The sequence below is a fragment of the Variovorax sp. Varisp85 genome, from assembly GCF_047304045.1.
GTDB lineage: Bacteria > Pseudomonadota > Gammaproteobacteria > Burkholderiales > Burkholderiaceae_C > Variovorax.
On record NZ_JBGLYN010000030.1, the window covers coordinates 52,571 to 65,523 of the forward strand.

The window sequence follows — 12,953 nt, forward strand, 5'->3', positions numbered from 1 at the left end:
TGTCACCGCAGCTTCAGCGTCGAAAGGCCCACGAGGCACAACAGCATCGTGATGATCCAGAAGCGCACCACGACCTGCGTCTCGCGCCAGCCGCTCTTCTCGAAGTGATGGTGCAGCGGCGCCATCTTGAGCACGCGGCGGCCTTCGCCGAAGCGCTTCTTGGTGTACTTGAAGTACATGACCTGCGCCATCACCGAGATCGCCTCGACCACGAAGATGCCGCCCATGATGAAGAACACGATCTCCTGGCGCACGATGACCGCGATGGTGCCCAGCGCGCCGCCGAGCGCCAGCGCGCCCACGTCGCCCATGAACACCTGCGCCGGGTGCGTGTTGAACCAGAGGAACGCAAGCCCCGCGCCGGCCATGGCCGAGCAGAACACCAGCAGCTCGCCCGAGCCCGGGATGTTGGGGAACAGCAGGTACTTGGAATACACCGCGCTGCCCGTGACGTAGGCGAACACGCCCAGCGCCGAGCCCACCATCACCACCGGCATGATCGCCAGCCCATCGAGGCCGTCGGTCAGGTTCACCGCATTGCTCGCGCCCACGATCACGAGGTACGTGAGGATCACGAAGCCGATGCCGCCGAGCGGGTAGCTCACTTCCTTGAAGAAAGGCACCAGCAGGTTGATCTTGGGCGGAAAGTCGAGATCGAAGCCCGAGCGCACCCAGGCGAAGAACAGCTCGAGCACGCGCCAGTTGGAGCTTTCGGAGATGCTGAACAGCAGGTAGAAGCCCGCGAGCAGGCCGACCAATGACTGCCAGAAGTACTTCTCGCGCGAGCGCATGCCTTCCGGGTCCTTGCGCACCACCTTGCGCCAGTCGTCGACCCAGCCGATGGCACCGAAGCCCATGGTGACCCACAGCACGATCCACACGAAGCGGTTCGAGATATCGAACCACAGCAGCGTGGCGAAGGCGATGGCGAACAGCACGAGCACGCCACCCATGGTGGGCGTGCCGCTCTTGGTCAGGTGCGTTTCCATGCCGTAGCCGCGCACGGGCTGGCCGATCTTGAGCGCGGCAAGGCGGCGGATCACGTAAGGGCCGGCCACGAGGCCGACCACGAGCGCGGTCAGCGCGGCCATCAGCGCGCGGAAGGTGAGGTACTGGAAGACGCGCAGGAACCCGAACTCGGGCGAGAGCGTCTGCAGCCATTGGGCCAGGGTCATCAGCATGTCGTTTCGCGCGGCTCATGCGTCATGACCGGCCTCCTTTTGTTGTTGTGCCTCGATGGCTTTCACCACGCGCTCCATCTTCATGAAGCGCGATCCCTTCACAAGCACGCTGCCGACCTGCGGCAGGCGCGCGAGCACGGCCGCGCCGAGCGCGTCGAACTCGTCGAAATGGCGTCCGTCGCGTCCCCCGCCGCTCTCCTGGAAAGCGGTGGCGGTGTGCATCGTCGCCGCGCCCAGCGTGTAGACGGACTCGATGCCGCGCCGGCGCGCCCACGCGCCGACTTCGGCATGGAACTCGGGCGAGCGATCGCCCACCTCGCCCATGTCGCCGAGCACCAGCAGGCGCGGGCCCGGAAGGGCGGCGAGCACGTCGATGGCTGCGATCACGGAATCGGGATTCGCGTTGTAGCTGTCGTCGACCAGCGTCAGCGCATGGCCGCCGGCCAGCACGATCTCGCTGGCGCGCGAGCGGCCCTTGACCGGCTCGAAGGCCGACAGGCCTTCGGCAATGGTCTCGAGCGACACGCCGGCCGCGAGCGCGCAGGCGGTGGCCGCCAGCGCATTGACCACGTTGTGCCGGCCCGCGATGTGCAGGCGCGCGTCAAAGGCGCCGAGCGGCGTGCGGATGCGCACGGCCCAGGCGCCCTGCTTCCATTCGGCGCTGTCGAGTGAGATGTCGGCGTCTTCGGACTCGCCGAAGGTCATGCAGCGTCGGGCGCCGGTGGCATGCGCCATGTCGGTCCACAGCGAGGTGAAGGGGTCGCCATGGGGGAACACGGCCGTGCCGTCGTCGGGCAGCACCGCGAACACGGCGCCGTTCTCGACGGCGACCGCCTCGACGGTGGCCATGAATTCCTGGTGCTCGCGCTGCGCGTTGTTGACGAGCGCGATGGTCGGGCGCGAAATGGCGGCCAGCCGCGCGATCTCGCCCGGATGGTTCATGCCCAGTTCGAGCACCGCGAGCTGGTGCTGCGCGCGCAGGCGCAGCAGCGTGAGCGGCACGCCGATCTCGTTGTTGAAGTTGCCGGCCGTGGCCAAGGCACGTTCCCCGCGCGCGGCGAACAGCACGGCCGCGATCATCTGCGTGACCGTGGTCTTGCCGTTGCTGCCGGTCACGGCGATCAGCGGCAGCTCGAACTGCGCGCGCCAGCCCGCGCCGAGTGCGCCCAACGCGGCCAGCGTGTCGGGCACTTCGAGGCCGGCGAGGCCGACGGCTTCCAGGCCGCGGTGCGCAATGGCGGCCACGGCGCCCTGCTTCTTCGCATCGGAGAGGAAGTCGTTGGCGTCGAAGCGCTCGCCCTTGAGCGCGACGAACAGGTCGCCCTGCGCAAGCGTGCGCGTGTCGGTGTGCACGCGCGCGATGACGGTCGAGGCGTCACCCACGAGGCGCGAACCCGGAATCCATTGCTGCACCTGGGCCAGCGTGATATTGAGCGGCGTCGTGTCGGTCATGCCGCGGCACTCCGCTTCGCCAGCGCCTGCAGCACGTGGGCCTTGTCCGAAAAGTCGATGCGCTGGCCGGCAATTTCCTGCCAGGCCTCGTGGCCCTTGCCGGCGATCAGCACGACGTCCCGCGGCGCGGCCTGCGCGATCGCGTCGGCGATGGCGATGGCGCGGTCGGGCTGCACCTGCGCAGCCTCGGGACGCGAGAAGCCGCGCAGCACCTGGCTGATGATCGCGTCGGGCTTCTCGCTGCGCGGGTTGTCGCTGGTGACGATCACGCGGTCGGCCTGGCGTTCGGCGACCGCGGCCATCATCGGGCGCTTGATCGGGTCGCGGTCGCCGCCGCAGCCGAACAGGCACCAGAGCGCACCGCCGCGCTGCCTGGCCAGCGGGCGCAGGCCGATCAGGGCCTTGTCGAGCGCGTCGGGTGTGTGGGCGTAGTCGACCACCGCCAGCGGTGCACCTTCGCCGGTTCCCGCGCGGTCCATGCGGCCCGGCACGCTCGTGAGGCTGGCACAGGCGGCCACGGCCTGGGCCAGCGTGAGGCCGAGCGCGCGCAGGGTGCCGAGCACGCCGAGCAGGTTGGCCACGTTGTACTGGCCGATGAGGCCGGTCGACAGCCGTTCCACCGCGGTGGTGCCGTGCTCGGCCACCGAGAACTCCAGGCCCTGCGCGTCGTAGCCGATGTCGCGCGCCATGAGGCGGGCCGGCTTGCCGCCGGCCGAGACGGTCCAGACGTCGAGCGCGCCGATACCGGCGTCGATCAGGTTCGCGCACAGGCTGGCGCCGTGCGTGTCGTCGATGTTGATCACCGCTGCGCGCAGGCCGGGCCAGCGGAACAGCTCGGCCTTGGCCTGCCAGTAGGCATCCATGCTGCCGTGGTAGTCGAGGTGGTCCTGCGTGAAGTTGGTGAACACGGCCACCGCGATCTGCGCACCGTCGAGCCGGCGTTCGGCGATGCCGATGGACGAGGCCTCGATGGCGCAGGCGCCGAAGCCGCGCTCGACCAGCGAACGCAGCTCGCGCTGCAGCATCACCGGGTCGGGCGTGGTCAGGCCGGTGTAGGTCAGCTCGGGCGGCACGCCGATGCCCAGCGTGCCCATCACCGCGCAGGGCGACGGCGCATCGCGCTGCACGGTGCCGTCGGGGTTCATCGCGCGCACGCCACCCGCCGCGCTCAGCGTGGAAAGCGATTCGGCCAGCCACCATGCGGTGGAAGTCTTGCCGTTGGTGCCGGTCACGGCCAGCACGTCGAGCAGGGCCGAAGGGTTGTCGTAGAAGGCCGAGGCGATCGGGCCGGTGGCGGCCTTCAAACCGGGGTAGCTCACGATGCGCTCGTCGCCCTCGAAGCCGAAGGCCTCCACGCCCTCGTGCTCCACCAGGCAGATCGCCGCGCCCTGCGCCAGCGCGGCCGCCACGTGCTTGCGCCCGTCGGTCGCGGCGCCGGGCCAGGCGACGAAGACGTCGCCCGCACCCACGGCACGGCTGTCGGCATGCATCGCGGCCTGCGGTGCACGCTCCTTGAGCCAGGCCGCGGCCAGTTGGGGAGAAGTGAAGGTCAGCATGTTCAGAAACTCTCGTCGACGCCCTGCGTCATCACAAGCGGTTTGACCGCCAGATCGGGCGGTACGTTCATCATGCGCAGGGTCTGCTGCACGACTTCGCTGAACACGGGGGCCGCGGCGACGCCGCCGAAATACTGGCCGTCGCTCGGCTCGTCGATCATCACGGCGACGATGATGCGGGGCTTCTCGATAGGCGCCATGCCGGTGAACCAGGCCCGGTACTTGTTGCTCGCGTAGCCCTTGCCGACCTGCTTGTGGGCCGTGCCCGACTTGCCGCCGACGGAATAGCCGACCGTCTGCGCGCGCGTGCCGGTGCCGCCGGGGCCGGCGGCCATTTGCAGCATCTTGCGCACCGCCAGCGCATTCGACGGCGAGAACACGCGCACGCCGACCGGCGCCTCTGAATTCTTCAGGATGGTCACCGGAATGATGGAGCCGTCGTGCGCGAACGAGGTGTACGAATGCGCCATCTGGAACAGCGACGCCGACAGGCCGTAGCCGTAGGCCATGGTGGCCTGCTCGACCGGCTTCCAGGTCTTCCACGGGCGCAGCCGGCCCGTGACGGCGCCGGGGAACTGGATCTGTGGCTTCTGGCCGTAGCCGAGCGCGGTGTAGGTGTCCCACATCTCGTGCGGGGTCATCTTCTGGGCGATCTTGAGCGCGCCGACGTTGCTCGACTTCTGGATCACGCCTTCCACCGTCAGCGTGCCGTAGTTGTGGGTGTCGCTGATCGTGAAGCCGCCGAGCTGGAAGCGGCCGGGGCTGGTTTCGATCAGCGTCGAGGGCTTCACTCGGCCGGCTTCCAGCGCCATGCCCACCGTGATCGGCTTCATGGTCGAACCGGGCTCGAAGGTGTCGGTGAGCGCGCGGTTGCGCAGCTGCTCGCCGGTCAGGTTCTGGCGCTTGTCCGGCACGTAGCTCGGGTAGTTGGCCAGCGCCAGCACTTCGCCGGTGACGGAATCGAGCACCACCACGCTGCCGGCCTTGGCCTTGCGCGCGGTCACGGCGTCGCGCAGCTTCTGGTAGGCGAAGAACTGCACCTTGCTGTCGACGCTCAGCTGGATGTCCTTGCCGTCGAGCGGCGGCACGGTCTCGCCCACACCCTCGACCACGCGGCCGAGGCGGTCCTTGATGACGCGGCGCGAACCGGCCTTGCCGGCCAGCTCCTTGTTGAACGCGAGCTCGATGCCCTCCTGGCCGTTGTCTTCCACGTTGGTAAAGCCCACCACGTGCGCAGCGGCCTCGCCCTCGGGGTACTGGCGCTTGTATTCCTTGCGCTGGTAGATGCCCTTGAGGTTCAGGGCCGCGATCTGCTTGGCGACGGGCTCGTCGACCTGGCGCTTGATCCAGACGAAGGTCTTGTCCTCGTCCTCGAGCTTCTTGTCGAAGTCCTTCTGCGGCATCTCGAGCAGCTTGGCGACCTGCTTGAGCTTGGCGCGCACCTCGGGGTCATCGCGCTCGATGTCCTCCGGAATGGCCCAGATGCTCGGCGCCACCACGCTGGAGGCGAGGATGAGCCCGTTGCGGTCGAGGATGCGGCCGCGGTTGGCCGGCAGTTCGAGCGTGCGCGCGAAGCGCACTTCGCCCTGCCGCTGGAAGAAGCTGTTGTTGAGCACCTGCACGTAGGCCGCCCGGCCCGCCAGCATGACAAAGCCGAGCGCGATGCCTGCAACGATGAACTTGCTGCGCCACACCGGCGTCTTGCTCGCGAGCAAGGGGCTGGTGGTGTAGCGCACGCTGCGGTTGCCCCGGCTCATCGTGCGGCCCTCGCTGCGGCGGCCGGCTTCGTGGCCGGCTTGGGTGGGGCGGGTGCGGGCGCCACGGGCGCAACGGCCGGGATCACCGTGCCGTCGGGACGCACGTACTGCGTGATCGCCGGCGAGGTGGTGCGCATCTGCAGTTGCTCCTTGGCGAGCTTCTCGACGCGCAGCGGCGTGGCCTGCGCGCGCTTCTCGACCTGCAGGCGGTCGCGGTCGGTTTCCAGGCGGCGGGCATCCTGCTGCACGCGATCGAGCTCGGTATAGAGCTGGCGCGAGAGGTACTGCGTATGCACGAGGTACAGCGCCGTCGCAATGACGGCCATCAGCAGGAGCAGGTTGATGCGCGCCATGTCAGGGCGCCTCGGTGCGCTCGGCGACGCGAAGAATGGCGCTGCGCGAGCGCGGATTGCCTCTTACCTCGGCGTCGGAGGGCTTGATGCGCTCCAGGGCGCGCAGTTTCATGACCTTCGGGGCGGCAAACGGCGCACGGCGGTCGTAGACCTCCTTCGAGTGCTTGGCGATGAACTGCTTCACGATGCGGTCTTCCAGCGAATGGAAGCTGATCACCGCGAGCCGCCCGTGGGGCTTGAGCACGGACAGGCTGGCCTCTAGCGCCTGTTGCAGCTCTTCAAGCTCGGCGTTGATGAAAATCCGAAAAGCCTGAAATGTGCGCGTTGCAGGGTTCTGGCCCTGCTCGCGGGTTTTGACCGTGCCAGCCACGAGCTCGGCCAGTTCGGTGGTGGTTGAAATTGCGCCCCGTTCTTGTCTGCGAGCAACAATCGCCTTTGCAATCTGAACAGCAAACCGTTCTTCGCCATAGTCACGGATCACCTCTGCAATTTGTGGAAGTTCGGCCGTTGCCAGCCATTCGGCCACGCTCTCGCCGCGCGTGGTGTCCATGCGCATGTCGAGCGGACCGTCGAAACGAAAACTGAAACCGCGCACCGGGTTGTCGATCTGCGGCGAACTCACGCCCAGGTCCATCAGCAAGCCGTCGACGCTCGCATCGGGCAATTCGCCCAGCGAGCGGAACCCCTGATGGCGGATGGAAAAACGCGCATCGGAGATGCGCGCTGCTTCGGCCACTGCTTCTGCATCCTTGTCGAATGCGATCAGCCTGCCCTCCGGCGCCAGCCTGGAGAGAATTGCACGCGCATGCCCTCCCCGACCGAAAGTGGCGTCCACGTAGGTGCCGGTTGCCGCCGTGCTGCCGGAAAGAACGGCTTCCACCGCCTCGTTCAGCAAGACGGTCGTATGGGTCCATGCGGTGTTCACGTGAGCCCTCAGAACGCGAAGTCCTGAAACACATCCGGCATCTCGCCCTGGGTGGCCTCGGCCTCCTTGGCCTCGTAGGTGGCCTTGTCCCACAGCTCGAAGTGGTTGCCCATGCCCAGCAGCAGCGTGTCGCGCACGATGCCGGTGGCCGCGCGCAGTTCGGGCGACACCAGGATGCGGCCGGTGCCGTCCATCTCGACGTCCATGGCGTTGCCCAGGAAGACGCGCTTCCACCACTGCGCCGACATCGGCAGCGCAGCGATGCGCTCGCGGAATTTTTCCCATTCGGGACGGGGGAACACCATCAGGCATCCGTGCGGATGCTTGGTGATCGTGAGCTGGCCGCCTGCCGTCGCGCTCAGGACGTCACGGTGCCGGGTCGGCACGGAGAGCCGCCCCTTGGCATCCAGACTGAGCGATGAAGCGCCTTGAAACACGACCACGAAACCCCTGTTTTGGGAGTGCTGCAGCACCTGAAAGAGGCACTACCCGCACTTTTTCCCACTTAACTGCACTTTTTTGCACTGTAGCAGGAAACACTTCAGAAGCAACTGGCCGTTTGGGCTATTTTTTGTAATGGAATCAACGACTTAGCGCCGATTCCAAATCCTCGGAATCGGCGAATTTCGTTGAGAATGAAGTACTTAGCCCACGCAGTGAAAGTGATGCGTGAAGGATTCCCCCGTTACAGGGGGAGGAGAAGCGGCTTCAGAGGATGAAGCGCGAAAGGTCTTCGTCGTGACTTAGTGCCGCGAGGCGCTCGTCGACGTAGGCGGCATCGATGCGGATCGATTGCCCTTCGAGGCGGGTCGCGTCGAAGCTTACCTTATCCAGCAGGCGCTCCATCACGGTCGACAGGCGGCGCGCGCCGATGTTCTCCGTGCGCTCGTTCACCTCGAAGGCGATGGCGGCCAGCCGGTTCACGCCCTCGGGCGTGAATTCGAGCGTCACGCCCTCTGTGGCGAGCAGCGCCTGGTACTGCTTCACGAGCGAAGCGCGGGTCTGCGTGAGGATGCTTTCGAAGTCCGACACGGAGAGCGACTGCAGCTCGACGCGGATCGGAAAGCGCCCCTGCAGCTCTGGAATCAGGTCGCTCGGCTTGCTCAGGTGGAACGCGCCGCTCGCAATGAACAGCATGTGGTCGGTGCGCACCACCCCGTACTTGGTGGTCACGGCCGTGCCTTCCACCAGCGGCAGCAGGTCGCGCTGCACGCCCTGGCGCGACACGTCGGAACCCTGGGCTTCGCTGCGGGTGGCGACCTTGTCGATCTCGTCGATGAAGACGATGCCGTTCTGCTCCGCGTTGGTGATGGCCTGCGCGCGGATCTCGTCCTCGTTGACCAGCTTGGCAGCCTCTTCGTCGATCAGCAGGCGCATCGCCTCGGCGATCTTGAGCTTGCGCGTCTTGCGCTTGCCGCCGCCGAGCTGGCCGAACATGCCGCGCAGCTGCTCGGTCATTTCCTCCATGCCGGCCGGGCCCATGATTTCGAGCGGGGCGCGGGCCTCGGCGAGGTCGAGTTCGATTTCCTTGTCGTCGAGCTGATGCTCGCGCAGCTTCTTGCGGAACGCCTGGCGCGTGGGACTGGGGCCGTCCAGCGCAGGCGTTGCGCCGTCGGCGCCGCGCGCCGGGGGCAGCAGCACATCGAGGATGCGTTCTTCGGCGGCGTCTTCGGCACGCGCGCGCACCTTGATGCTCTCGGATTCGCGCGTCTGCTTGACCGCGATCTCGGCGAGGTCGCGGACGATCGAATCGACGTCCTTGCCGACGTAACCCACCTCGGTGAACTTGGTGGCCTCGACCTTGATGAAGGGCGCGTCGGCCAGGCGAGCGAGGCGGCGGGCAATTTCGGTCTTGCCCACACCCGTGGGGCCGATCATGAGGATGTTCTTCGGCGTGATCTCGTGGCGCAGCTTGTCGTCGACCTGCTGGCGGCGCCAGCGGTTGCGCAGGGCGATGGCCACCGCGCGCTTGGCGGCCGGCTGGCCGACGATGTGGTTGTCGAGCTCGGAGACGATTTCCTGGGGGGTCATGGACATGGTCAGAGCGCTTCCACCGTGTGATTCATGTTCGTGTAAATGCAGATTTCTCCGGCGATCGCCAGCGATTTGCGCACGATCTGCTCGGCCGAGAGCTCGGTGTTCTCGATCAGTGCCTTGGCCGCCGACTGGGCATACGCGCCGCCCGAACCGATGGCGATCACGCCGTCCTCGGGCTCCAGCACGTCGCCATTGCCGGTGATGATGAGCGAGGTGGTCGCGTCGGCCACGGCGAGCATGGCTTCGAGCTTGCGCAGCACGCGGTCGGTGCGCCAGTCCTTGGTGAGCTCGACGGCCGCCCGGGTCAGGTGCCCCTGGTGCTTTTCGAGCTTGGCCTCGAAACGCTCGAAGAGCGTGAAGGCATCGGCCGTGGCGCCGGCGAAGCCGGCGAGCACCTTGCCGTGATAGAGCCGCCGCACCTTGCGCGCCGTGCCCTTGATGACGATGTTGCCGAGAGTGACCTGCCCGTCCCCGCCGATGGCGACCTGGTCGCCTTGGGGGGTCTTGCGGCGCACGCTCACGATGGTGGTGCCGTGAAACTGTTCCATCGCAGCCATCTGGGGGTGTGCGGCGGCAATGCAACCGCCGAGAAGCGGTACCGGTTTAGTTTTTTCTAACCGCCACCGTGGCGTGATCGGCAATGCCTACCAGATTGAACAGCGCGGCGATGAGCCGATGCGCGTCGACGAACTGCACGCGCTCGCCGTTGGCATCGCGCGCACGCACCCAGCTCAGCAGCGTGCCGGCGGCGGCCAGGTCCATGCGCAGCAGCGCCGCGCAGGATATGACGGGCGCCGTGGTGTGGCGCAGGTCGTTGTCCAGCCGCTGCCAGTTCGACAGCGACTCTCCCCGCAGGTCGCCCGCCAGCGCGGCAAAACCGCTGTCGGTGGACGGGAAGCTCTCGGAATCACCGCCGACCGACAGCAGCGACCAGACCGAGTTGGACCGACTTGCGGGCGGCGCGGCCAGCGTGGTGCACTCGCCGCACGGGTCCTGCCAGGCGGGCGGCGACACCTCGTAGGTGATGCAGTAGTTGAGCGCGACCAGCTCGAAGTCGTCGGGCAGATGCATCATGCGCAGCGCCGCGAGGTGCAGTTGCCACCAGACGTCGTCGGTGCCGCGCTCGTTGTTGGGCGCAGCCTCGGACAACACGGCCAGCAGTTGCGCCGTGCCCATGAAGCGCAGCTGGACCGGCGAACCGGCCCAGTGGGCGAACAGCACGCGCAACGGCGCGGCCGCCTCGGGCTCGATGGCGTGCAACCCGCGCCAGTCGAGCGTCCACACCGCGCCCGCCTTCGAGAGCGCACGGGTGAGCTCCATGAGGCCTTCGCGCGCCAGGCGCGCGGGGCAAGTCCAATCGGCATGGGCGGCGCCGCCTTCGGCAGCCGCCTCGGCGGCCTCTTCGCTGGCGGTCACGGCCTTGACGCTGCGGGCCAGCTCTTCGAGCGACACCCAGTCAGGGCCCATGCGCCGCATGCGTTGCGCGTAGCGCATGCGGGCGGCCGCGAACTTCGCGGCATCGCCCGTTGCGCGGTACAGATCGAACAGGGCGCGCCAGCGGCCGTCGTCGCGTTCGGCGGCGGGGTTGTCGTGGCCGTCCTCGGTGGCCGGCGCGCTCTCGGAGGCCAGGGCCTGCAGGAGGATGGCTTCGGCACCGGTGTCGTCGCCGTGCGCGAAGCGGATCACCGCTTCTTCCAGCGCGCCGTCGTGCGCGAGGCGAGACGACATCAGCGGCACGTCGCCGGCAGCCGCGGCCGGGCTGCTGCTGGCTTCAGCGGCCGCGGGGACAGGCAAGTGTCCGGCAGGCTCGGCCAGCAGTTCGTCGGTATGCACCGGCGGCAGCGTCTCGGCCCCGGCGTCGGGCGGCGGGTTGACCAGCGTTTCGCCGTTCGGGCCCCGCCCCTTCCACCACTGCTGCGACATCTGCTGCTCGATCTCGTCGATCTTCTTGAGCGTGAGTGCGCGTCCGTCCGATCCCTCGGAGGAACTGTTGAGGTTGAACGAGGACGGCGTGACCGTCGCCTCGAAGGCATGGGCCGCAGCTTCGCGCTGGCGCAGCTTGCGCAGCATGTCGAACTCGCGCCGGCGCACGAAATCGTTGCGCTGGCGCCGCTCGATCATCTCCTTCAGCATCTCGCGGCTGTAGGTCTGGGCGGGCAGCGAGGAGTCCGAGGTCGAGGCGGCGGCAGGGGCATCCAGCTCCGACCAATCCTTCAGGGGATTGCGGACAAACTTGGCCACCTTTGAAAAAAGGCGGCCCGATTCTTCCTTTGGCATTCGGCGAAGGCTATCGAAGACGCTGGTTTCTATCTACCTTGACCCTGTGTCAATCCCCGAACATCTTCTGCTTGAGCTCGCGGCGCTGCTGCGCTTCGAGCGACAGCGTCGCGGTCGGGCGGGCCAGCAGGCGGCCTACGCCGATGGGCTCGCCGGTTTCGTCGCAGTAGCCGTAGTCGCCGGCGTCGATGCGCTGGATCGACTGCTCGATCTTCTTCAGCAGCTTGCGTTCGCGGTCGCGCGTGCGCAGCTCGAGGGCGTGTTCTTCCTCGATGGTGGCGCGGTCGGCCGGGTCGGGCACGACCACCGTGTCTTCACGCAGGTGCTCGGTGGTCTCGCCGGCGTTCTCGAGGATGCCGCGCTTGAGTTCTTCGAGCTTCAGGCGAAAGAACGCCATCTGCTTTTCGTTCATGTACTCGTCGTCGGGCATGGCGATGACTTCGGCATCGCTCAGCTCGGCGGGCGTCTTGGTCTTCCAGTTGTTGGCCAGCTTCGGGTCTTTCTTCACGGCCAGTGGCGGTGGCGGCACCAGCGCGTTGGAAGGCGCCTGCGAGAAGCTGGACTTGGCGGCGGTCGATGCCACGGATTGCGGCATCGAGGGCACGGTCAGTTGCGACAGCCGGGACACACGGCCACCACGCGCGGCGGGTGCGGGCGTGGCGGTTTGAGCGGGCATCGAGGGTGTCGCCGGGGCGGAAGTGGAGGCGGCAGCCGTTTTTTTCATGGGGATCGAGGGAGCAGAAGGAGCGGCAGCAGGGCGGCCGACGGGTTTGGATGACGATGAGCCCGCGCCTGCGGTCCTGGTGGCGGCAGTTGCAGGCTTGGCGGACTTCTTGGTCGCAGCGGTCACGGCCTTGGCCGGTGGTGCTGCGGGCTTTTTGGACGGCGCGCTTTTCTCCTTCGCGACAGGGCCATGTGCGGTGGCAGAAACCTTCTTGGCCGCAGGTACAGCCTGCTTCGCAGCCGGCGCCTTCTTTGCGGCGGGCTTGGGTGCTGGCGTGGCCTTGGCGGCGGGTTTCTTCACGGTGACTGGCTCCTTGGACGAACTGGAACGCGCTTTCACTGGGTGTCTCCTCCCATGGGAGCCCCTTGCAGCTTTCAGGCCACGCAGGCTCCCCGTTGTCGGGGTGCTCGCCAGTGGCGAACCCCGGGGTTATACCCCCGAAAGCCCCCCAGTAACGTATGGCGCCCCGTGCCGGAAGTCACATCTTGCCCATGGGAACTGGACATGGCTGCCGGAACAGGCGCGCGATTGTATAGAGAACTCACAGGCGTGGGCGATGTCCTGGCGTGCCGGCCAACTCCGTTAGCATCGCCCCCGGGGGGGGGGGGGGGGGGGGCGGGGGCCCCGCCCGGGGGGCCAAAGGGGGGGGGGGGGTGAGGAAAAGAGGAAAAAAAAAAAAAAACAAAGAAAA

General features: G+C 67.3%; 11 protein-coding genes. All 11 read right to left on the reverse strand.

What is annotated here, in order from left to right; genetic code table 11:
* Positions 1-2: 2 nt before the first annotated feature.
* A complete protein-coding gene (gene mraY / locus ACCC97_RS14125) occupies positions 3-1,181 on the reverse strand; it encodes a phospho-N-acetylmuramoyl-pentapeptide-transferase (protein ID WP_007832453.1) in 1,179 nt (392 codons plus the stop codon).
* A gap of 15 nt (positions 1,182-1,196) precedes the next feature.
* Positions 1,197-2,633 (reverse strand): UDP-N-acetylmuramoyl-tripeptide--D-alanyl-D-alanine ligase, encoded by a 1,437-nt coding sequence (locus ACCC97_RS14130; protein WP_413333395.1) that lies wholly within the window; start codon positions 2,631-2,633, stop codon positions 1,197-1,199.
* Positions 2,630-4,189, reverse strand: a complete 1,560-nt coding sequence (locus tag ACCC97_RS14135) for a UDP-N-acetylmuramoyl-L-alanyl-D-glutamate--2,6-diaminopimelate ligase (protein WP_413333397.1) — start codon at positions 4,187-4,189, stop codon at positions 2,630-2,632. Before ACCC97_RS14135 ends, ACCC97_RS14130 begins: the two co-directional genes overlap by 4 nt.
* A gap of 2 nt (positions 4,190-4,191) precedes the next feature.
* Entirely contained in the window at positions 4,192-5,946 is a 1,755-nt protein-coding gene (locus ACCC97_RS14140; RefSeq protein ID WP_007832457.1) for a peptidoglycan D,D-transpeptidase FtsI family protein, read from the reverse strand.
* The gene (gene ftsL, locus ACCC97_RS14145) at positions 5,943-6,299 is read right to left on the reverse strand and encodes a cell division protein FtsL (RefSeq protein ID WP_413315134.1); all 357 of its coding nucleotides are present in this window, start codon (positions 6,297-6,299) and stop codon (positions 5,943-5,945) included. Before ftsL ends, ACCC97_RS14140 begins: the two co-directional genes overlap by 4 nt.
* 1 nt (position 6,300) lies before the next feature.
* Positions 6,301-7,224 carry a 16S rRNA (cytosine(1402)-N(4))-methyltransferase RsmH gene (rsmH, locus tag ACCC97_RS14150; protein ID WP_007832459.1) on the reverse strand — a complete coding sequence of 308 codons (924 nt, stop codon included), beginning with the start codon at positions 7,222-7,224 and terminating at the stop codon, positions 6,301-6,303.
* 8 nt (positions 7,225-7,232) lie between these two features.
* Positions 7,233-7,661, reverse strand: a complete 429-nt coding sequence (gene mraZ / locus ACCC97_RS14155; protein WP_012746060.1) for a division/cell wall cluster transcriptional repressor MraZ — start codon at positions 7,659-7,661, stop codon at positions 7,233-7,235.
* Positions 7,662-7,932: 271 nt separating this feature from the next.
* Complete coding sequence (hslU, locus tag ACCC97_RS14160) at positions 7,933-9,261, reverse strand: ATP-dependent protease ATPase subunit HslU (RefSeq protein WP_413333399.1); 1,329 nt, start codon at positions 9,259-9,261, stop codon at positions 7,933-7,935.
* A 2-nt stretch (positions 9,262-9,263) separates the two neighbouring features.
* Positions 9,264-9,809 (reverse strand): ATP-dependent protease subunit HslV, encoded by a 546-nt coding sequence (gene hslV / locus ACCC97_RS14165; RefSeq protein WP_007832466.1) that lies wholly within the window; start codon positions 9,807-9,809, stop codon positions 9,264-9,266.
* Positions 9,810-9,864: 55 nt separating this feature from the next.
* Positions 9,865-11,538 (reverse strand): STAS domain-containing protein, encoded by a 1,674-nt coding sequence (locus ACCC97_RS14170; RefSeq protein ID WP_007832471.1) that lies wholly within the window; start codon positions 11,536-11,538, stop codon positions 9,865-9,867.
* Positions 11,539-11,587: 49 nt separating this feature from the next.
* Positions 11,588-12,601, reverse strand: coding sequence for an RNA polymerase-binding protein DksA (dksA, locus tag ACCC97_RS14175; RefSeq protein WP_413333402.1), 1,014 nt, complete (start codon positions 12,599-12,601; stop codon positions 11,588-11,590).
* Between the last annotated feature and the right edge of the window lie 352 nt (positions 12,602-12,953).

Coding starts and splice junctions, on each gene's coding strand:
- hslU (WP_413333399.1), bottom strand. CDS start 9,261: ATGTCCATGACCCCCCAGGAAATCGTCTCCGAGCTCGACAACCACATC.
- ACCC97_RS14170 (WP_007832471.1), bottom strand. CDS start 11,538: ATGCCAAAGGAAGAATCGGGCCGCCTTTTTTCAAAGGTGGCCAAGTTT.
- ACCC97_RS14130 (WP_413333395.1), bottom strand. CDS start 2,633: ATGACCGACACGACGCCGCTCAATATCACGCTGGCCCAGGTGCAGCAA.
- ACCC97_RS14135 (WP_413333397.1), bottom strand. CDS start 4,189: ATGCTGACCTTCACTTCTCCCCAACTGGCCGCGGCCTGGCTCAAGGAG.
- hslV (WP_007832466.1), bottom strand. CDS start 9,809: ATGGAACAGTTTCACGGCACCACCATCGTGAGCGTGCGCCGCAAGACC.
- mraY (WP_007832453.1), bottom strand. CDS start 1,181: ATGCTGATGACCCTGGCCCAATGGCTGCAGACGCTCTCGCCCGAGTTC.
- ftsL (WP_413315134.1), bottom strand. CDS start 6,299: ATGGCGCGCATCAACCTGCTCCTGCTGATGGCCGTCATTGCGACGGCG.
- ACCC97_RS14140 (WP_007832457.1), bottom strand. CDS start 5,946: ATGAGCCGGGGCAACCGCAGCGTGCGCTACACCACCAGCCCCTTGCTC.